This is a genomic window from Flagellimonas iocasae (assembly GCF_042682725.1).
Lineage (GTDB): Bacteria > Bacteroidota > Bacteroidia > Flavobacteriales > Flavobacteriaceae > Flagellimonas > Flagellimonas iocasae.
On record NZ_JBHUHU010000002.1, the window covers coordinates 302707 to 324851 of the forward strand.

The window sequence follows — 22145 nt, forward strand, 5'->3', positions numbered from 1 at the left end:
TTACATATATAAAGCTGTGTTGCTTCCAATTGACACACTTTAAATTTAATTAGAAACAATGGCAAAAGAAGTAAGTAAGGTAGTTAAATTACAAGTTAGGGGAGGTGCTGCGAATCCGTCGCCACCGGTTGGACCCGCCTTAGGTGCTGCCGGTGTTAACATCATGGAGTTCTGCAAGCAGTTCAATGCACGTACGCAGGACAAACAAGGCAAGGTATTGCCCGTTGTTATCACCGTTTACATGGACAAATCTTTCGAGTTTGTCGTAAAAACACCACCTGCGGCAGTTCAATTGTTGGAAGCAGCGAAGATTAAAAAAGGATCAGGCGAACCTAACAGGGTAAAACCAGGGTCAGTATCATGGGATCAAGTAAAACAAATCGCTGAAGATAAAATGGCGGATTTGAATGCTTTTACCGTGGAATCTGCGATGAGTATGGTGGCCGGTACGGCAAGATCTATGGGTCTTAAAGTTTCTGGAACCAAACCTTTTTAAAATCTTAAAGCAATTTATAAATGGCAAGATTGACTAAAAAGCAGAAAGAAGCCCAAGCTAAAATAGAGAAGAATAAGCTCTATACGTTGGAAGAGGCTTCCGCTTTAGTAAAAGAAATAACCAATGTAAAATTTGACGCTTCCGTTGATATTGCAGTTCGTTTGGGTGTAGATCCACGAAAAGCTAATCAAATGGTTCGTGGCGTTGTTACCCTTCCTCACGGAACAGGTAAAGACGTTAAGGTTTTGGCATTGGTGACCCCAGATAAGGAAGCAGAGGCTAAGGAAGCAGGTGCTGATTATGTTGGGTTGGATGATTATTTGGAGAAAATCAAAGGCGGTTGGACCGATGTTGATGTCATCATCACCATGCCAAGCGTTATGGGTAAACTTGGTCCATTAGGTCGCGTTTTGGGGCCTCGAGGATTAATGCCCAATCCAAAAACTGGAACTGTAACTATGGATGTGGCCAAAGCTGTATCTGATGTGAAGGCCGGTAAGATCGACTTTAAAGTGGACAAGACAGGAATTGTACACGCTGCAATAGGTAAAGCTTCATTCTCTGCGGATAAAATCGCAGGAAATGCCAAGGAATTGATTGATACCTTGAATAAGCTTAAACCAGCTGCTGCAAAAGGAGTGTATATGAAAAGCATTTACTTGTCTAGCACTATGAGTCCCAGTGTTCAATTAGATCCTAAAGCAGTTTAAGTAACTGGTAGTTCAATATTTTAACTATGACAAGAGAAGAAAAAGCAACAGTAATAGAAGATTTGACTGCACAGTTAGCTGAAAATGCCAATATTTATTTGGCTGATATTTCAGGATTGGACGCCATTGCCACTTCTAACTTAAGAAGGGCATGTTTTAAGGCCAATATTAAACTTGCGGTTGTTAAGAACACCTTGCTTGCAAAAGCAATGGAAGCTTCTGATAAGGAATTCGGTGAACTTCCTGGCGTATTGAAAGGAAATACATCTATGATGTTTTCTGAAACAGGAAACGCACCCGCGAAACTTATCAAGGACTTTAGAAAAAAATCAGATAGACCTTTATTGAAAGGAGCCTTTATTGCAGAGGCAATCTACATTGGTGACGAAAACTTGGAGGCACTTGTAAATATCAAGTCCAAAGAAGAAGTTATCGGAGATATAATCGGATTGTTGCAATCACCAGCCAAGAATGTTATTTCTGGACTTAAATCTGGTGGCGGTAAACTGGCCGGTATCCTTAAGACTTTATCTGAGAAAGAATAATTTGCGCACAATAAACTAAGTATATTTTTAAACATTTTTATTAAACGATAGAAAAATGGCAGATTTAAAAGATTTTGCAGAACAGTTGGTTAACCTAACAGTAAAAGAGGTAAATGAGTTGGCCAACATCCTAAAAGAAGAATATGGTATTGAGCCTGCTGCTGCTGCAGTAGCTGTTGCTGCTGGTGGTGGAGCCGCTGGTGGTGATGCTGAGGCTGCTGAGGAAAAATCAGAGTTTGATGTAATCCTTAAAGCCGCTGGAGCTTCTAAATTGGCAGTCGTAAAATTGGTTAAGGAATTGACCGGTCTTGGACTTAAAGACGCTAAAGATATCGTTGATAGCGCACCTAAAGCTGTTAAAGAAGGTGTTGCTAAAGACGAAGCAGAAGGCATCAAAAAATCATTGGAAGAAGCAGGAGCAGAAGTTGAGCTTAAATAATCGCTTTTACCATAGAAGTTTGGTTAAGGTCTTTCCATTTTTTGGTTAGACCTTAGCCTATTTATATAAGGAGTGTATAAAGCCGTACACCAACCCACATAATATTCACGATCAAAATTTGTCCATTGATGTTCACAAACACTACTGAAAGAGTAAATTTCGCATCTGCTAAGAACATACCGGATTACCCGGATTTCTTGGACATTCAGATAAAATCGTTCCAAGACTTTTTCCAGCTTGAAACAAAATCTGATGAAAGAGGAAACGAAGGTCTCTACAATACCTTCATGGAGAATTTTCCAATCACCGATACCAGAAACCAGTTTGTACTCGAGTTTTTGGATTACTTCATAGATCCACCCAGATATTCCATCCAAGAATGTATTGAGCGTGGACTAACCTACAGCGTTCCTCTAAAGGCACGTTTAAAATTATACTGTACCGATCCAGAGCACGAAGATTTTGAAACCATCGTGCAGGATGTGTACTTGGGGACAATTCCATACATGACACCTAGCGGAACCTTTGTGATCAACGGAGCCGAGCGAGTGGTTGTTTCCCAGTTGCACAGATCGCCAGGGGTTTTCTTTGGACAATCGTTCCACGCGAACGGTACAAAACTGTATTCAGCCAGGGTAATTCCTTTCAAAGGATCTTGGATTGAATTTGCTACTGACATCAATGGCGTTATGTACGCTTATATTGATCGAAAGAAAAAATTGCCGGTAACCACCCTTTTCCGTGCCATTGGCTTTGAAAGGGATAAGGATATCTTGGAAATCTTCGACCTTTCTGAAGAAATTAAGGTGACCAAAGCCGGACTTTCCCGAGTAATGGGCCGTAAATTGGCCGCAAGGGTATTGAACACATGGCATGAGGATTTCGTGGACGAGGATACCGGTGAAGTGGTTTCCATCGAACGTAACGAGATCATCCTAGATCGTGATACCGTTTTGGAAAAAGAGCATATCGATGAAATCATTGATGCCGATGTGAAGACAATCTTGCTTCACAAGGAGAACAATGCACAGTCAGACTATGCCATTATCCACAACACTTTACAAAAAGACCCTACCAACTCTGAAAAAGAAGCGGTAGAGCACATCTATAGACAATTGCGTAATGCCGAGCCGCCAGATGAAGAGACCGCTCGTGGTATTATCGATAAATTGTTCTTCTCCGATCAACGTTACTCTTTGGGTGAAGTAGGTCGATACAGAATGAACAAGAAATTGGGCTTGGACATTGGTATGGACAAAGAAGTTCTTACCAAAGAAGATATCATCACCATCATCAAGTATTTGATTGAGTTGATCAACTCCAAAGCTGAGATTGATGATATCGACCACTTGTCCAACCGACGTGTACGTACGGTGGGCGAGCAATTGTCCCAGCAGTTTGGTGTAGGTCTTGCGCGTATGGCACGTACCATCCGTGAGCGTATGAACGTTCGTGACAACGAGGTATTTACCCCGATTGACTTGATCAACGCGAAGACCCTGTCTTCTGTGATCAACTCTTTCTTTGGAACCAACCAGTTGTCCCAGTTCATGGACCAGACCAACCCGTTGGCTGAGATTACACACAAACGAAGATTGTCCGCACTTGGACCAGGTGGTCTTTCCCGTGAAAGAGCAGGTTTCGAGGTGCGTGACGTTCACTATACCCACTACGGAAGATTGTGTCCTATTGAGACACCTGAAGGACCAAACATTGGTTTGATCTCTTCACTTTCTGTATTTGCTAAGGTGAACAATATGGGCTTCTTGGAAACCCCTTACCGCAAGGTTGAAGATGGAAAAGTGGATGTGAAAAACCACATCTATTTGAGTGCTGAAGAGGAAGAAGGCATGAAGATTGCCCAAGCCAACATTCCATTGGCAAAAGACGGAACCATCGAAAGGGAAAAAGTAATTGCCCGTGAAGAAGGTGATTTCCCTGTGGTGGATCCTGCTGAAATTCACTATACCGATGTGGCTCCCAATCAGATTGCATCCATCTCCGCTTCCTTGATTCCATTCTTGGAGCATGACGATGCGAACCGTGCGTTGATGGGCTCCAACATGATGCGTCAGGCTGTACCATTGTTGCGTCCTGATTCACCTATCGTTGGAACTGGTTTGGAAAGACAAGTAGCTACCGATTCCCGAGTATTGATCAATGCTGAAGGCGATGGAACTGTTGAATATGTAGATGCTCAAAAAGTTACCATTAAGTACGATCGTAGCGAGGAAGAGCGCTTGGTAAGCTTCGAAGAAGATTCCAAGACCTATGATTTGGTGAAGTTTAGAAAAACCAACCAAGGTACCAGCATCAACTTGAAACCTATCGTAAGAAAAGGGGACAAAGTGAAAAGAGGTCAGGTACTTTGTGAGGGATATGCTACTGAAAAAGGCGAATTGGCCTTGGGTAGAAACATGAAGGTTGCCTTCATGCCTTGGAAAGGATATAACTTTGAGGATGCGATCGTAATCTCTGAAAAAGTGGTACGTGAGGATATCTTTACCTCCATCCACATTGATGAGTACGCCCTTGAAGTTAGGGATACCAAGTTGGGGGCTGAAGAGTTGACCAACGATATTCCAAACGTTTCCGAAGAAGCTACCAAGGATTTGGACGAGTACGGTATGATCCGTATCGGTGCCGAAGTGAAGCCTGGCGATATTTTGATCGGTAAGATCACACCTAAAGGTGAATCTGACCCAACTCCAGAAGAAAAACTATTGCGTGCCATCTTTGGTGACAAAGCAGGTGACGTAAAAGATGCTTCCTTGAAAGCCTCTCCATCATTGAGTGGAGTTGTTATCGATAAGAAATTGTTCTCGCGTTCCATCAAGGACAAAAGAAAACGTTCCGAAGATAAAGAGGCTATCTCAAGATTGGAGATGGACTACGAAGTGAAATTCCAACAATTGAAAGATGTTTTAATCGAGAAATTGTTCGGATTGATCAATGGTAAAACATCGCAAGGTGTTATCAACGATTTGGGTGAAGAAGTACTTCCAAAAGGAAAGAAATACACCATTAAAATGTTGAACGCTGTTGATGATTTTGCTCACTTGGTTGGTGGAAGCTGGACAACAGATGACGATACCAATGCGTTGGTGGCCGATTTGTTGCACAACTACAAAATCAAGTTGAACGACATTCAAGGTAACCTAAGAAGGGACAAGTTTACCATCTCTGTTGGAGATGAGCTTCCTGCAGGGATCATGAAGTTGGCCAAGGTGTACATCGCCAAAAAACGTAAGTTGAAAGTAGGTGATAAAATGGCAGGTCGTCACGGTAACAAAGGTATCGTTGCCAGAATCGTTCGTCAAGAGGATATGCCATTCTTGGAAGATGGAACCCCTGTGGATATCGTATTGAACCCACTGGGTGTACCTTCTCGTATGAACATTGGTCAGATCTACGAAACCGTTTTGGGTTGGGCCGGACAGAAATTGGGTCAGAAATATGCGACTCCAATTTTCGATGGTGCTACGTTGGACGAGATCAACGAACTTACCGATAAAGCAGGTGTACCAAGATTTGGACATACGCACCTTTATGATGGTGGTACCGGTCAACGTTTTGACCAAGCCGCTACCGTTGGGGTGATCTATATGTTGAAATTGGGTCACATGGTAGACGATAAGATGCACGCACGTTCCATTGGACCATACTCATTGATCACACAACAACCATTGGGTGGTAAAGCCCAGTTTGGTGGTCAGCGTTTTGGTGAGATGGAGGTATGGGCATTGGAAGCCTACGGTGCTTCATCCACTCTACGTGAGATCTTGACCGTGAAGTCAGATGACGTGATCGGAAGGGCCAAGACCTATGAATCCATTGTAAAAGGCGAAACCATGCCAGAACCTGGATTACCAGAATCTTTCAACGTATTGATGCACGAACTTAAAGGTTTGGGCTTGGATATCAGATTGGAAGAGTAGAACACTATTTACATTAATTATATCATCACCATATTGTTATGGCTAGAATAAAAGATAATAACGCACCAAAAAGGTTCAATAAAATTTCTATAGGATTAGCCTCTCCAGAGTCAATCTTGGCCGAGTCCCGTGGCGAGGTATTGAAGCCTGAAACTATTAACTATAGAACGCACAAACCTGAGCGTGATGGATTATTCTGCGAGCGTATCTTCGGTCCTGTAAAGGATTACGAATGTGCTTGTGGAAAGTATAAGCGTATCCGTTATCGCGGTATAGTTTGTGACCGTTGTGGTGTTGAAGTAACGGAGAAAAAAGTACGTAGAGACCGCGTGGGACACATCAACTTGGTGGTTCCCGTAGCGCACATCTGGTACTTCCGTTCACTGCCAAACAAAATAGGATACCTTTTGGGATTGCCTTCCAAAAAGTTGGATATGATCATTTACTACGAAAGGTATGTGGTCATCCAGCCGGGTAATGCCAAAGGTCCAGAAGGTGAAGAAATCCAAAAACTGGATTTCTTGACCGAAGAGGAATATTTGAACATTTTGGAGTCCCTTCCTTCCGAAAACCAATATTTGGAGGATAACGACCCCAATAAGTTCATCGCCAAAATGGGTGCCGAATGTTTGATTGATCTATTGGCTCGAATCGATTTGGAGCAATTGTCATACGAACTTCGTCACAAAGCCAACACAGAGACTTCAAAGCAGCGTAAGACCGAAGCATTGAAACGTCTTCAAGTGGTTGAGGCTTTGCGTGAGTCGCAAGACAACCGTGAGAACAACCCTGAGTGGATGATCATGAAGGTGATTCCCGTAATTCCACCAGAATTGCGTCCGTTGGTGCCATTGGATGGTGGTCGTTTTGCCACTTCGGATTTGAACGACTTGTACCGTAGGGTAATCATCCGTAACAACCGTTTGAAGCGTTTGATGGAAATTAAGGCACCAGAGGTGATCTTGAGGAACGAAAAACGTATGCTTCAGGAAGCTGTGGATTCTCTTTTTGATAACACCAGAAAAGCCTCTGCGGTTAAAACTGAATCGAATAGACCTTTGAAATCCCTTTCTGATTCCTTGAAAGGTAAACAAGGTCGTTTCCGTCAAAACTTGTTGGGTAAACGTGTGGATTACTCCGCCCGTTCCGTAATCGTCGTTGGACCGGAAATGAAATTGTACGAATGTGGTCTTCCAAAAGATATGGCAGCCGAACTTTACAAGCCTTTCATCATCCGTAAGTTGATTGAAAGAGGTATCGTAAAGACGGTAAAATCTGCCAAGAAGATTATCGACAAAAAGGAGCCTGTAGTTTGGGATATCCTTGAAAACGTCCTAAAAGGACACCCTGTATTGTTGAACCGGGCCCCCACATTGCACCGATTGGGTATCCAAGCGTTCCAGCCTAAACTGATTGAAGGTAAGGCGATTCGTTTGCACCCATTGGCCTGTACCGCATTTAACGCGGATTTTGATGGGGACCAGATGGCAGTTCACTTGCCATTGGGGCCTGAGGCCATTTTGGAAGCACAATTGTTGATGTTGGCTTCACAGAACATCCTTAACCCTGCCAACGGTTCTCCAATTACTGTACCTTCCCAAGACATGGTTTTGGGATTGTACTACATGACCAAAGAGAAGAAATCAACTCCAGAAGAACCTGTTTTAGGTGAAGGATTGACCTTCTATTCCGCTGAAGAAGTGGAGATTGCCTTTAATGAGAAGAAAGTTGCGTTGAACGCAGGCATTAAGGTACGGACCAAGGACTTCAATGAAGCTGGTGAATTGGTCATGAAAATTATTGAAACCACAGTAGGTCGTGTATTGTTCAACACTGTTGTGCCAGAACAAGCAGGATTCATCAACCAAGTATTGAACAAGAAAGCGCTTCGAAACATTATCGGGGACATTCTTGCCGTTACTGATGTTCCTACCACGGCTGATTTCTTGGATAAGATAAAGTCCATGGGATATGATTTCGCCTTTAAAGGAGGGTTGTCCTTCAGTTTGGGAGATATCATCATTCCAGCGGAAAAACAAGATATGATCAACGATGCCAACGAGCAGGTTGATGGTATTATGATGAACTATAACATGGGTCTTATCACCAACAATGAGCGATATAACCAAGTTATTGATGTATGGACTTCCACTAACGCTATGTTGACCGAATTGGCCATGAAGCGAATTCGTGAGGACAAGCAAGGATTCAACTCCGTATATATGATGTTGGATTCTGGTGCGAGGGGTTCCAAAGAGCAGATTCGTCAGTTGACCGGTATGCGTGGATTGATGGCCAAGCCTAAAAAATCCACTGCAGGTGGTGGTGAGATCATTGAAAACCCGATTCTTTCCAACTTTAAGGAAGGTCTATCGATTTTGGAATACTTTATCTCTACCCACGGTGCGCGTAAAGGTCTTGCGGATACCGCTTTGAAAACTGCGGATGCTGGATACTTGACCCGTCGTTTGGTGGATGTTTCCCAAGATGTGATCATCAACATTGAGGATTGTGGAACGTTGAGAGGTATCGAGGTGGAAGCCTTGAAGAAAAATGAGGAAGTTGTGGAATCCCTTGGAGAAAGAATCCTAGGTAGGGTTTCTCTTCATGATGTATACAATCCAATGACAGAGGAATTGGTGCTTAAAGCAGGCCAAGAAATCTCTGAAGCAGATGTGAGAAGAGTGGAATCTGCTCCAATTGAAAAAGTTGAAGTACGTTCTGCCTTGACATGTGAGGCACCTCAAGGAATCTGTGCAAAATGCTACGGTAGAAACCTTGCCACCAATAAAATGGTGCAACGTGGTGAAGCTGTTGGTGTTGTTGCCGCACAGTCCATTGGTGAGCCTGGAACACAGTTGACCTTGCGTACATTCCACGTGGGTGGTATTGCAGGTAACATTTCCGAAGATAACAAGTTGGAAGCGAAGTTTGATGGTGTTGCTGAAATCGAAGATTTGCGCGTTGTTGAAGGGGAGAACAGTGAAGGTGGAAAAACCAACATCGTAATCTCAAGAACCTCTGAAATCAAGGTTGTGGATGCCAAAACAGGCATTACCTTGAGCACCAATAACATTCCTTACGGTTCGCAATTGTTCGTGAAGGATGGTGATAAGATTTCCAAAGGCACCTTGATTTGTCAGTGGGACCCTTATAACGGTGTTATTGTTTCCGAGTTCACAGGTCAGATTGCATATGAGAATATTGAGCAAGGAGTTACGTATCAAGTTGAAATCGATGAACAAACCGGTTTCCAAGAAAAAGTAATCTCTGAATCAAGAAATAAAAAGTTGATTCCAACCTTGTTGATTAAGGATGGTAAGGGTGAAACCTTGCGTTCCTATAACTTGCCTGTTGGTTCCCACTTGATGGTGGACGACGGTGAGAAAATCAAGGAAGGTAAAATCTTGGTAAAAATACCACGTAAGTCTGCAAAAGCAGGGGATATCACTGGTGGTCTTCCAAGGGTAACTGAGTTGTTCGAGGCTCGTAACCCATCGAACCCAGCCGTTGTATCTGAAATTGATGGTGTGGTTTCCTTCGGAAAAATCAAAAGAGGTAACCGAGAAATCATCATCGAATCCAAAACTGGTGAGGTGAAGAAGTACTTGGTGAAACTTTCCAACCAGATATTGGTTCAGGAGAACGATTACGTTCGCGCTGGTATGCCACTATCTGACGGTTCCATCACTCCAGAGGATATCTTGGCCATCAAAGGACCATCTGCGGTACAACAGTACTTGGTGAACGAAGTTCAAGAGGTTTACCGTTTGCAAGGTGTGAAAATCAACGATAAGCACTTTGAGGTTGTGGTACGCCAAATGATGCGTAAAGTACAGATCCAGGATTCTGGAGATACCACCTTCTTGGAGAATCAATTGGTGCACAAAGACGACTTTATCAATGAAAACGATGAAATCTTTGGTAAGAAAGTTGTTGAGGAGTCCGGAGATTCTGAAAGATTGAAGCCTGGTCAGATTGTAACTGCCCGTGAATTGAGGGATGAAAACTCTATCTTGAGAAGAGAGGACAAGACCTTGGTTACCGCTAGAGATGCAGTTGCAGCTACTGCGACTCCAATCCTACAAGGTATCACAAGAGCGTCGTTGCAGACGAAATCGTTTATCTCTGCGGCATCGTTCCAGGAGACTACCAAAGTATTGAACGAAGCTGCGGTTAGCGGTAAAGTTGATGGTTTGGAAGGATTGAAGGAGAATGTAATTGTAGGACATAAGATTCCAGCCGGTACCGGTATGAGGGATTATGACAGTATCATTGTTGGTTCCAAAGAGGAATACGATGAAATCATGGCCCGAAAAGAGGAATTTAAATTCTAAATAAACGAAACCCTGGCCTAACCGCCGGGGTTTTCTTTTTCATTTTGAACGATTGAACATATGGCTGAAAAAGAGCAAAATCAAAAGCAAATCAATATTGAGTTGGACGAGAAGACCGCAGAGGGAATCTACTCCAATTTGGCAATCATCAATCACTCCGTATCTGAGTTTGTGGTTGATTTTATAAGCATGATGCCCGGGGCACCCAAAGCCAAGGTCAAGAGCAGAATAGTGCTTACCCCGCAACACGCTAAAAAATTTCTAAAGGCATTAAATGAAAATGTGGCCCGTTTTGAAAAGGCGCATGGAACCATTCAAGATTACGAACAACCTCCGATTCCCTTAAATTTTGGACCTACGGGAGAAGCATAAATAAAAAAGCCCTGATTTTTAAATCGGGGCTTTTTTGTATCTGTTACTTTAACCACCCTTTTTTAATGCCAACTTTTGAAAAGAAGATAAGGTAAAGCCCAATGAGCAGTACCAGAATTGGCATGGTATAGGTTGATGGTCCAAATGCCTCAACAGCATCCGAAATAAAAAGCCAATTTATGAACTGTGCCAAAGCGGCAATAAAGGAAACGATAAAAAGAGGGCGTGCCCATTTTTTACGTAGTAAAAGACCAATCGAACCTGCCAAACCCGAAAATACGGCAATGGCAAAGGCGGCCGTGGCCCATGCCGGAATACCTTCAAAAACTTCGCGTTGGGCCTGATCTAAACTTTCCAAAATAGACACTTGATTAAAAGCTTGATTCAGATAGTTGAATACGCCCATCAGGTTCCAGAGCAATGCAATAACGCTCATTATCCAAAATGAAATAGGCGGTTTTACGGTAGTTGTCATAATCGTTCGTTTTTATTGGTTATGACCAACAAAATACGAAAAATGACATAATGTTCTATTATTCAGAAGGGTATGATTTGTGTTTGGCTAATTCATGACCAATTGAACTAGCTTATATTTCACATTTCAAACCACTGCGCAAGAAGACAACACCAAATTATCCCCCAATTTGGGTGAAAACTGCTATTCAAACTCTGATGTAAAATGAAGTTTTACCGAAGGATATTTTTGTTGGGTCATCTGCAATGAAAAAGGAGAATCAGCCAAAAATACGAGTTGACCTCTTTTATCCTTCGCCAAAAACTTCTGTTTTACCCGAACAAATTCTTTGAACTCCTCGTTGTTTTTATCTTTCGGTTCTACCCAGCAAGCCTTGTGAACAGGAAAGTTTTCATAGGTACATTTGGCCCCATATTCATGCTCCAATCGGTATTGGATAACTTCATATTGGAGGGCACCTACGGTACCGATTACTTTTCTTCCGTTTAATTCCAAGGTGAACAACTGGGCCACACCTTCATCCATAAGCTGGTCGATGCCTTTGTACAATTGCTTGGCCTTCATCGGGTCTGCATTGTTGATGTACCTAAAATGCTCCGGTGAAAAGCTTGGAATACCCTTGTAGTGCAAAACTTCACCACTGGTTAAGGTATCACCAATCTTAAAATTTCCAGTATCATGTAGTCCCACAATATCGCCAGGATAGGAAATATCCACAATCTCTTTCTTTTCGGCAAAAAAGGCATTGGGACTTGAGAATTTCAATTTTTTATCTTGGCGGACATGCAAGTAGGGGGTATTACGCTCAAAAGTTCCGGAAACCACCTTTATAAATGCTAGGCGGTCGCGGTGCTTGGGGTCCATGTTGGCATGAATTTTAAAAACAAATCCCGAAAAATCTTTTTCATTGGCCTTTACCAAACGTTCTTCGGACATTTTTGACCTTGGGGCGGGTGCAATCTCCACAAAACAATCCAGCAGTTCTCGTACACCAAAATTGTTCAGGGCCGAACCAAAGAAAACAGGTTGCAATTCACCTTTTAAGTAAGTTTCCTTGTCAAAGTCAGGATAAACGCCATTGACCAATTCAAGATTGTCCCGTAGATTTTCAGCCGCTTTGGTCCCAATTATTTTTTCGAGTTCAGGACTATCAATGTCGTCAAAGGCAATCGTTTCTTCAATGTTCTTTTTACTATTGCCGCTAAACAGGTTGATATTTTTCTCGTAGATATTGTAGATGCCTTTAAAATCGTACCCCATTCCAATTGGGAAACTGAGCGGGGTGACGGACAAACCAAGTTTTTGTTCCACTTCGTCCAAAAGGTCAAAAGCATCCTTTCCTTCCCGATCCAGTTTGTTGATAAATACAATCATGGGAATGTTTCGCATTCGGCAGACCTCCACCAATTTTTCGGTTTGCTCCTCCACACCTTTTGCTACGTCAATCACTACAATGACGCTGTCCACAGCAGTTAGGGTTCTAAAAGTATCTTCCGCAAAATCTTTGTGTCCAGGTGTGTCTAGAATATTGATTTTCTTGTCCTTGTAGATAAAGGCCAAAACCGAGGTTGCCACGGAAATTCCCCTTTGCCGTTCTATTTCCATAAAGTCACTGGTAGCCGACTTCTTGATTTTATTGCTTTTAACGGCCCCAGCTTCTTGAATGGCGCCACCAAATAAAAGCAGTTTTTCGGTCAAGGTGGTTTTACCGGCATCAGGGTGCGAAATAATCCCAAAAGTCCTTCGTCTTGCTATTTCCCTTTCAAAATCCATCAACAAAAATTTCGGCAAAAATAGGGTAATTCTAACTTATGACATCGATTTGTTGAAAGATAGGTCATTGTTGATATCATTGGAAAAAAATAGGAATGTGATGTCCATGTAAAACCAAAAAGTGAAGTAATTTTCGCCTCGTTACGGTTTTTTGGGTATTACCAAGAGTAATTTTCAAATAAAACTGCGATAAGTCAAGACATGTGGTAGCTAGTAATGTGTAATGCGCTTTTTGTCGATAAAAATAGGCGATTAACCATAAAAGCATTAATTATGTGACCGCATTATTGGTAAGGTGTCCTAATGAATAATTAGACCCTATTTTAACAAGAAAAGCCCCAATTTTCTTACAATTACGAGAACTACTGGCCATGGTGATTAGTTGACCAAAACTTATCATTTATGGAGAATTTTACTTTTGTGGGACTTAGCACCAAAGCTAGTCGCTACATTTCATATACGGCCCTTCTATTAATTTTTGGGCTGGTTACCTCCTTTAAGGTTTCTTCGGAAGGGGATGCTTTTGGCATCAAAAGCTCAAACATTACGAATACATTAAACACTGGTATTACAAATACCATGGATGCTGATGTGTTGATGGCCGGTATTTTTGATATAAACCATTCATTTGAATTCAATATAGGTTCCGGTTTGGAATCTACCAAGGATTCAGACGGTGATGGGGTAACCGATGGAAAGGAAAATGAGGACGGCACGAATCCCTATGACGCTTGTGATTTTATCATGAGTCATCAGGACTGTTCAGCAACTGATGCTTGGAAAAAAGCAGACTGTGATGGTGATGGCGTCACCAATGGCAAGGAAAAAGAAGATGGAACAGACCCCTTGGACTCTTGCGACTTTATTTTGGAGCATCAAGATTGTTCTCCTTCAGACAAATGGAAAAAGGACGATTGTGATGGCGATGGCGTGACCAACGGAAAGGAAAAAGAAGATGGAACAGACCCCTTGGACTCTTGCGACTTTATTTTGGAGCATCAAGATTGTTCTCCTTCAGACAAATGGAAAAAGGATGACTGTGATGGTGATGGCGTAACCAATGGCAAGGAAAAAGAAGATGGTACCGACCCCTTGGACCCTTGCGACTTTATTTTGGAGCATCAAGATTGTTCTCCTTCAGACAAATGGAAAAAGTACGACTGTGACGGCGACGGTGTAACCAATGAAGACGAGAAAGAAGACGGCACGGACCCCTTAGATCCTTGCGATTATGATCCAGACCATGTTACCTTACCACAAAGTGGGGCTTATTTGGAAGCTGATTGTGATGGCGATGGAGTGACCAATGAGGATGAGATAGAAGATGGTACGGACCCTAACGATTCCTGTGATTTTGTATTGAGCAGTCAAACCGTGGAGCCTTCCACTTCGTGGAACGCAGAGGACTGTGATGGTGATGGCGTGACCAACGGGGATGAGAAAGAGGACGGAACGGACCCCTTAGATCCATGCGACTATGATCCAGACCATGTCACTCTGCCACAAAGCGGTGATTATTTGGAAGCTGATTGCGACGGTGACGGTGTCACTAACGAGGATGAGATAGAAGATGGTACGGACCCCAACGATTCCTGTGATTTCGTATTGACCAGTCAAACCGTTGAACCTTCCACTTCGTGGAACGCAGAAGACTGTGATGGTGATGGAGTAACCAATGAAGACGAGAAAGAGGACGGAACTGACCCCTTGGATCCTTGTGATTATAATCCAGATAGTATTACATTGACACCTTCTGCAGATTGGGACTCGTTGGATTGTGATGATGATGGAAATCCAAATGGAACAGACCCTAATCCTTTAGCAGCAACCGCAGTGGATGATAATGGTTCAACACCCGCACTTACCGAGGTAGCCATTAACATTCTTGAGAATGATGATTACCTGCCCAACAACAATGAGAATAATTTAGGAATTACAAACCTTTCAAGAATAGGAGGTAGTGCAGCTGGAATAGTTTCTTTTGATGCTGAAACGGGTTTAATGACCTATACTCCGACTTTGGCTGAATCAAATTCCACCGTTACCGTTGTATATGAAGTATGCAACGTGGTTCCAGACCCGTCGGTTTGTGCCTCGGCAACCGTTACCATAGAGGTTGGGCCGAATACTATCGATGCAGTGGATGATTCCTATACAGCTGATGGCTCCGCGGGTGGTGTCATTGCGGATCGTGATGTATTGGATAACGATACGTTGAATGGAGAACCCGTAGCCGCTGAGGATGTGGTTCTTTCATCAACTGCCACTGACGAATTGACCATCAACGCAGATGGAAGTGTTAGTGTTACGCCAGGTACTCCCGAAGGAACCTATACCATTGATTATGCCATTTGTGAGGTCGCGAACCCATCCAATTGTGATACTGCAACGGTTACAGTGGAAGTGGGTCCCGGAACTGGCAATATCATCGATGCAGTCGATGATTCCTATATGGCAGATGGCTCGGTTGGTGGTGTTATTGCCGATAGTAATGTATTGGATAATGATACCCTGAACGGGGAACTAGTGGCCGCTGAGGATGTGGTTCTTTCATCAACTGCCACTGACGAATTGACCATCAACGCAGATGGAAGTGTTAGTGTTACGCCAGGTACACCCGAAGGAACCTATACCATTGATTATGCCATTTGTGAGGTCGCGAACCCATCCAATTGTGATACTGCAACGGTTACAGTGGAAGTGGGTCCCGGAACTGGCAATATGATCGATGCAGTTGATGATTCCTATACAGCTGATGGCTCGGTTGGTGGTGTTATTGCCGATAGTAATGTATTGGATAACGATACCCTGAACGGCGAGGCTGTCACTTTGGAGGATGTGCTACTGAGTTCAACCCCAACAGACGAATTATCAGTGAACGACGATGGAACTGTAAGTGTTGCCCCGGGCACCCCAGAGGGTACATATACAATCGACTACACCATTTGCGATATTGCCGATGTGGATAACTGCGATACTGCAACGGTTACCGTGGAAGTAGGTCCCGGAACTGGCAATATGATCGATGCAGTGGATGATTCCTATACAGCTGATGGCTCGGTTGGTGGTGTTATTGCCGATAGTAATGTATTGGATAATGATACGCTCAACGGCGAGCCTGTCACTTTGGAAGATGTGCTGCTGAGTTCAACCCCAACAGATGAATTAACAGTCAATGATGATGGAAGCGTAAGCGTAATCCCTGGTACACCTGAGGGTACATATACAATCGACTACACCATTTGCGATATTACCAATGTGGACAATTGTGATACAGCAACCGTCACTGTGCAAGTGGAATCAGGTATGGACAATGTCATCGACGCGATGGATGATGGATATGAATCCGATAGCTTTGGCGGATTGATTCCAGACAGCAATGTGTTGGACAATGATACGCTTAATGAAGAATTGGTTGATGCCATAGATGTGATATTGACTTCGACTCCTACCGGCGAGCTTACCATAAATGATGATGGAAGTGTAACGGTAGCTCCTGGATTGGAAGATGGCACATACACCATTGAATACACCATTTGTGAGGCTGCCAATCCATCCAATTGTGATACGGCTACCGTAACGGTTAATGTTGAAAACATTTCAGTAAACCAACTGGTGACCCCAAATGGGGATTTAAAGAACGACTTCCTATTTATTCGAGGAACCGATAAAATTCGGTCTAGCACCCTCAAAATATTTAACCGATGGGGAACCGCGGTTTACGAAGGAAGGAATTATAACAATATCAACAACGTATTCGACGGCCGTTCAAGGTCAAAATCTGCGGTAGGCAACAATAATTACCTGCCAGCGGGGGTATATTTTTATATTTTTGAATACGTTACGGACAAAGGCAGTTTTACGGACTCCGAATACATATATATAAGCAGGTAATACATTGATGTAGGATGATTAAAAAGCATATTTTAATTCCAATTTTATTTATAGGATTTGTATTTCAGGGGTTGGTGGCCCAGCAAGACGCGCAATATACCCAGTACATGTTCAATACCTTAAGTGTGAATCCGGCTTACGCTGGATCAAGGGGACAGTTGAGTTTTGCGGGCTTGTACAGGTCACAATGGGTTGGCCTTGATGGAGCTCCCGAAACCTTTACCCTCAACCTTCATTCCCCCATAAGAAATAGTAGATTGGGTTATGGTGTATCCATCGTCAATGATAATATTGGTGATGGGGTGGTACAACAGACCTATCTTGACGCCGTGGTTTCCTATACCTTGGAATTTGCATATGACAGAAAACTTTCCTTCGGATTGAAGATGGGAGGTAATATGATGAGTCTTGACTTTAACAAACTTCGCAATTTTGATCAAGAGGTAGTTCAGCAAGACAATATTGATAACAAGTTCACCCCTAATTTTGGTTTGGGACTATATTATCATACAGACCGATTTTATGCCGGGGTTTCCGCACCAAATATTTTGGAATCGGAATATTTCGACAATAGTGCAAGGGATGCCAACTCGGTCAATTTCCTGTCTGCGCAGCAAATCAATTTGTATTTAATCACCGGATATGTTTTTGATATAGGGGCGGACCTTAAATTTAAACCCGCCTTGTTGACCAAGGCAGTAGGCGGTGCACCTTTGCAGGTGGACCTTTCCGCTAACTTTTTGTTTGCAGACCGTTTCAGTTTTGGAGCTGCCTACAGATGGGATGCTGCGGTAAGTGCTTTGGCAGGATTTCAGATTACCGATCAACTCATGATTGGTTTGGCCTATGATAGAGAGACCACTGAATTGGGAGGTACCCAGTTTAATGATGGTTCGTTTGAGATATTTCTGAGGATGGAGTTGTTGAAAAGATTTCAAAGAACAGTGTCACCCAGATTCTTTTAATATAGTTTAGGATGTTCAGAAGAATACTCATATTTCTTATTGTTTTTTCAAGTTGTGCAGTACACATGTTTGCACAAGATAGCATTCCAGATCGCCAGCAATCTAGGGTTAAGGCAAAGGCAGATGAACGATATGAGGAATATTCTTTTAGACCGGCCATCGATATCTATAAAAAGGTCTTGGACAAGGGTTATGTTTCTTCTGATTTACTGAAGCGACTTGGAAATTCATACTATTTCAATGCCCAATATGAAGAAGCGGCCAACATATATAAAAGACTCGAAAACGAATATCCAGACAAAATAAGTCCAGATTACATCTTTCGTTATGCCCAAAGTTTAAAAACCTTGGGGAAGTATGACGAAGCTAATCGAATGATGGAAAAATTCAGGGACATCACATCCACCGAAGGAGATTTTGATGAGGATTATTTAGCAAAGATTGAGGCGAATTCAGGTCGATATACCCTAAAACCCTTTAAATACAACAGTAAATATGCCGATTTTGCCGCATCATACTATGAAAAGGGACTCATTTTTGCTTCCGATAGGGATACCGGAAATTTGGCGCGATACCGACACACATGGAATTCAAAAGACTTTTTGGACCTGTACAAAGTCAATGCAGACAGCATTTCCAATGATCGAGTGGTAAAGCTGGAAGGTGACGTGAACACCAGATTGCACGAATCCACATCAGTGGTCACCAAGGATGGAACCACCATGTATTTTACCCGAAACAATTTCTTGGATGGGAAAAAGTATAAGGACGCAGACGGAATCATCCGATTAAAGATTTATAGCGCGGAAAATGTTAATGGAATGTGGACCAATGTAACTGAGTTGCCCTTCAATAGCGACTCCTATTCCGTTGCACACCCCGTATTGAGTCCAGATGAAAAGAAACTGTATTTTGTTTCGGACATGCCTGGAAGTTTGGGCGAGTCGGACATTTTTATGACCGATATTATCGGGGATGGAACCTATGGTCCCATTATCAACTTGGGCAATAATATCAATACCATTGCTCGGGAAACATTTCCATCCATCACTAAAGATGGTGTGTTGTATTTTTCTTCCGATGGTCACCAAGGCTTGGGAGGATTGGATGTTTTTGCTACCAAAATTGCCTTTAATGACTACAGTCAACCGGTGGTCAATGTGGGAAAACCCATAAACAGTCAATTGGATGATTTCTCCTATATTTTTGACCCAGAGACCAAGACGGGTTATTTTTCTTCCAATAGGGAAGGGGGCATGGGCGAGGACGATATTTATGCGTTTGTTGAAAACGAACCTTTGGTATTGGACTGCATTCAAGATGTATCAGGTACGGTACGCGACCGTATTTCCAATGAGGTATTGCCAGGCGCCACAGTCAAGGTGATTGATGAAGAAAATAGGGAGATTTCCGCTACGATTACGGATTCTAAAGGTAATTACACCCTTCAGTTGGATTGCTCCAAAGGTAATTTTGTTAGGGCTTCCCGTGACGGTTATGTACCTGCGGAAGAATATTTGAATAAATCCTACGGGAAACCACGTATTATTGATTTCTATTTGGAAAGAGATGTGATTACCGGTGGATTTGGGGACGATTTGGCAAAACTACTCCAACTAAGCACCATTTATTTCGATTTGAACAAATACAACATCCGTCCAGATGCCGAAATTGAGATTCAAAAGGTTATCGTGGCCATGGAAAAATATCCTAGCTTAAAAATTAAAGTAAACTCCCATACCGATAGCCGCGGTAATGATGCCTATAACCTTTGGTTATCACAAATGCGTGCAGAATCTACAGTCAACTATATGATTTCCAAGGGAATTTCTCCAGACCGACTTCAAGGAGAGGGTTTTGGCGAAACAAGGTTGGTCAATGAATGCTTTAACGGAGTGCGTTGCTCAGAAGAAGAGCATCAATTAAACCGTAGATCGGAATTCATCATATTTGAATAGAGCACTATATTATTCAAAATGGCTTTGGGGATAAGGGGGCTCCGTCTCTTTGTAATTGATTGATTTTCAAAATAGTTGGATTTCGTTCTTGATTGAAATTGCATTTCTTTTGCATTTGATACATCCAAGCACCCTCTTTTCCGTTTGATTGGTGAACCTTTTTGCCTGTAACTTTTTTGGGTAAATTTCCTCCGCTGTTTTTTCAATTGTCACTGTAGTATTTTTCTTATTTGATCACCCTCTTACAGCTGTTGCTATTCCTACCGTCATCGACCAATGGTCTTAAAAAAATGGTAAATATTTTGGGTCAAGACCTCAGAATATGGATACTATACAGTACGATTTAGGGCATACACAACAAATATTTCTTACCCCTATAAGTAAAGGTAATTTTGTAGCATGTTATAGCATCCGAAGTGTGCATTGGAGGAAAATAACATATAAAAACCAAGCAAATTAGACTTTAAAAAACACAACAAATACGATCCTCAACCAATAATTAACCCCATGAAAAAGAGCATAATAGCCCTAATCCTACTTCTCTCTACAGGAATTGCCTTTTCTCAAACTACAGTTACTCTTCAAGACCAATGCAATTGCGAGGTTTTAAAAGGTACCGCTGTTTCCAGCCCAGGAGCCGTTACCCCGAGTGGCGTAGATACGGGAGATATCTATGTCAATACCAACACTGGTACAATATATTTTTGGGATGGAAATTCTTGGGAATTGACATCTTCGGATAACCAACAACTTCAAGGGTTCAATTTTGATGGGGCTACAAACACATTGACCTTGACTTTGGAGAATGGAGGTAGCGTAAATGTCGATTTAAGCAGTTTAAGTGATAGCATTACCGATACCAATACAACGATTACATCTTTTGGGATTGATGGTACAAATACAAATCTTATTATAACTGATTCTGATGCCAATACGTATGCAGTGGCATTGGCCGACCTTGCCGCACTTATTGATACAGATACCACATTGACAGATGCCCAAGTGGCAACCGCAGTAAATAATGAGTTTCCAAATCTGGATACGGATAGTACGGATGACTTTGATGGTGAATGGACATCTTTGGCTAATGTACCAGTAGGCTTTGCTGATGGCATTGACAATGTTGACGATGCCGATGCCGACCCAACGAACGAACTATCGGACCTTTCATTGACGGGAACGACCCTTGAATTGACGAACGCGGTTGCCGGAGCCACCGGTGTTGACCTTGATGGCACCTTTGCCACGGATGCTGAGCTTGCCGCCCTGAACACGGACGACGCGGATGCCGACCCGACCAACGAATACAACACGGCCATCGGGCTGAGCGGTACCTCGATAACGGTGACCGACCTTGGGGGCACCTTGAGCCAGGACCTTGACGGTACCTTCGCCACGGATGCTGAGCTTGCAGCTTTGAACACGGACGACGCCGATGCCGACCCAACGAACGAATACAACACGGCCATCGGGCTAAGCGGTACCTCGATCACGGTGACCGACCTTGGGGGCACCTTGAGCCAGGACCTTGACGGTACCTTCGCCACTGACGCTGAGCTTGCAGCTTTGAACACGGACGATGCGGATGCCGACCCAACGAACGAATACAACACGGCCATCGGGCTTAGCGGTACCTCGATTACGGTGACCGACCTTGGGGGCACGTTGAGCCAAGACCTTGACGGTACCTTCGCCACCGATGCTGAATTGGCAGCCCTGAACACGGACGACGCGGATGCCGACCCAACGAACGAACTATCGGACCTTTCATTGACGGGAACGACCCTTGAATTGACGAACGCGGTTGCCGGAGCCACCGGTGTCGATCTTGACGGCACCTTCGCGACCGATGCTGAATTGGCAGCCCTTAACACGGATGATGCCGATGCCGACCCGACCAACGAATACAACACGGCTATCGGCTTGAGTGGGACATCCATCACGGTGACCGACCTTGGCGGTACATTGAGCCAGGACCTTGACGGTACCTTTGCCACTGACGCTGAGCTTGCGGCTTTGAACACGGACGACGCGGATGCCGACCCAACGAACGAACTATCGGACCTTTCATTGACGGGAACGACCCTTGAATTGACGAACGCGGTTGCCGGAGCCACCGGTGTCGACCTTGATGGCACCTTTGCCACTGACGCTGAGCTTGCGGCTTTGAACACGGACGACGCGGATGCCGACCCGACGAACGAGTACAACACGGCCATCGGGCTTAGCGGTACCTCCATTAC

At 43.3% G+C, this 22145-nt stretch carries 13 protein-coding genes; 11 read left to right on the forward strand and 2 right to left on the reverse strand.

Annotation, left to right across the window (positions count from 1 at the left end; genetic code table 11):
• The first annotated feature begins 58 nt into the window (after positions 1-58).
• The 7 genes from rplK (at position 59) to ACFSJE_RS07310 (ending at position 10837) form a co-directional block, all read left to right on the forward strand.
• On the forward strand, positions 59-496 hold the full coding sequence (rplK, locus tag ACFSJE_RS07280; RefSeq protein ID WP_379830317.1) for a 50S ribosomal protein L11: 438 nt from the start codon (positions 59-61) through the stop codon (positions 494-496).
• 20 nt (positions 497-516) lie between these two features.
• Positions 517-1206, forward strand: coding sequence for a 50S ribosomal protein L1 (rplA, locus tag ACFSJE_RS07285; RefSeq protein WP_379830318.1), 690 nt, complete (start codon positions 517-519; stop codon positions 1204-1206).
• Positions 1207-1232: 26 nt separating this feature from the next.
• On the forward strand, positions 1233-1751 hold the full coding sequence (gene rplJ / locus ACFSJE_RS07290; RefSeq protein WP_379830319.1) for a 50S ribosomal protein L10: 519 nt from the start codon (positions 1233-1235) through the stop codon (positions 1749-1751).
• Between the two features lie 55 nt (positions 1752-1806).
• Complete coding sequence (rplL, locus tag ACFSJE_RS07295) at positions 1807-2190, forward strand: 50S ribosomal protein L7/L12 (protein ID WP_379830320.1); 384 nt, start codon at positions 1807-1809, stop codon at positions 2188-2190.
• A 128-nt stretch (positions 2191-2318) separates the two neighbouring features.
• Positions 2319-6128: a DNA-directed RNA polymerase subunit beta gene (rpoB, locus tag ACFSJE_RS07300; RefSeq protein WP_379830321.1), complete on the forward strand. Its 3810-nt coding sequence runs from the start codon at positions 2319-2321 to the stop codon at positions 6126-6128.
• Positions 6129-6166: 38 nt separating this feature from the next.
• Positions 6167-10465, forward strand: a complete 4299-nt coding sequence (rpoC, locus tag ACFSJE_RS07305; protein ID WP_379830322.1) for a DNA-directed RNA polymerase subunit beta' — start codon at positions 6167-6169, stop codon at positions 10463-10465.
• 60 nt (positions 10466-10525) lie between these two features.
• The gene (locus ACFSJE_RS07310) at positions 10526-10837 is read left to right on the forward strand and encodes a DUF3467 domain-containing protein (RefSeq protein ID WP_379830323.1); all 312 of its coding nucleotides are present in this window, start codon (positions 10526-10528) and stop codon (positions 10835-10837) included.
• A 43-nt stretch (positions 10838-10880) separates the two neighbouring features.
• Here ACFSJE_RS07310 and ACFSJE_RS07315 read toward each other — a convergent pair whose 3' ends face one another.
• Both ACFSJE_RS07315 and ACFSJE_RS07320 read right to left on the reverse strand, forming a co-directional pair.
• Positions 10881-11312, reverse strand: a complete 432-nt coding sequence (locus tag ACFSJE_RS07315; protein WP_379830324.1) for a hypothetical protein — start codon at positions 11310-11312, stop codon at positions 10881-10883.
• 183 nt (positions 11313-11495) lie between these two features.
• Entirely contained in the window at positions 11496-13085 is a 1590-nt protein-coding gene (locus tag ACFSJE_RS07320; RefSeq protein WP_379830325.1) for a peptide chain release factor 3, read from the reverse strand.
• Between the two features lie 402 nt (positions 13086-13487).
• On the opposite strand from ACFSJE_RS07320, the gene ACFSJE_RS07325 reads away from it, so the two are divergent.
• From ACFSJE_RS07325 to ACFSJE_RS07340, 4 genes are all read left to right on the forward strand, one after another.
• Complete coding sequence (locus ACFSJE_RS07325; RefSeq protein WP_379830326.1) at positions 13488-16979, forward strand: T9SS type B sorting domain-containing protein; 3492 nt, start codon at positions 13488-13490, stop codon at positions 16977-16979.
• 14 nt (positions 16980-16993) lie between these two features.
• The gene (locus tag ACFSJE_RS07330; RefSeq protein WP_379830327.1) at positions 16994-17944 is read left to right on the forward strand and encodes a PorP/SprF family type IX secretion system membrane protein; all 951 of its coding nucleotides are present in this window, start codon (positions 16994-16996) and stop codon (positions 17942-17944) included.
• A gap of 11 nt (positions 17945-17955) precedes the next feature.
• A complete protein-coding gene (locus tag ACFSJE_RS07335; RefSeq protein ID WP_465254621.1) occupies positions 17956-19902 on the forward strand; it encodes an OmpA family protein in 1947 nt (648 codons plus the stop codon).
• Between the two features lie 507 nt (positions 19903-20409).
• A partial coding sequence (locus ACFSJE_RS07340) for a beta strand repeat-containing protein (protein WP_379830329.1) occupies positions 20410-22145 on the forward strand: 1736 nt, incomplete at its 3' end.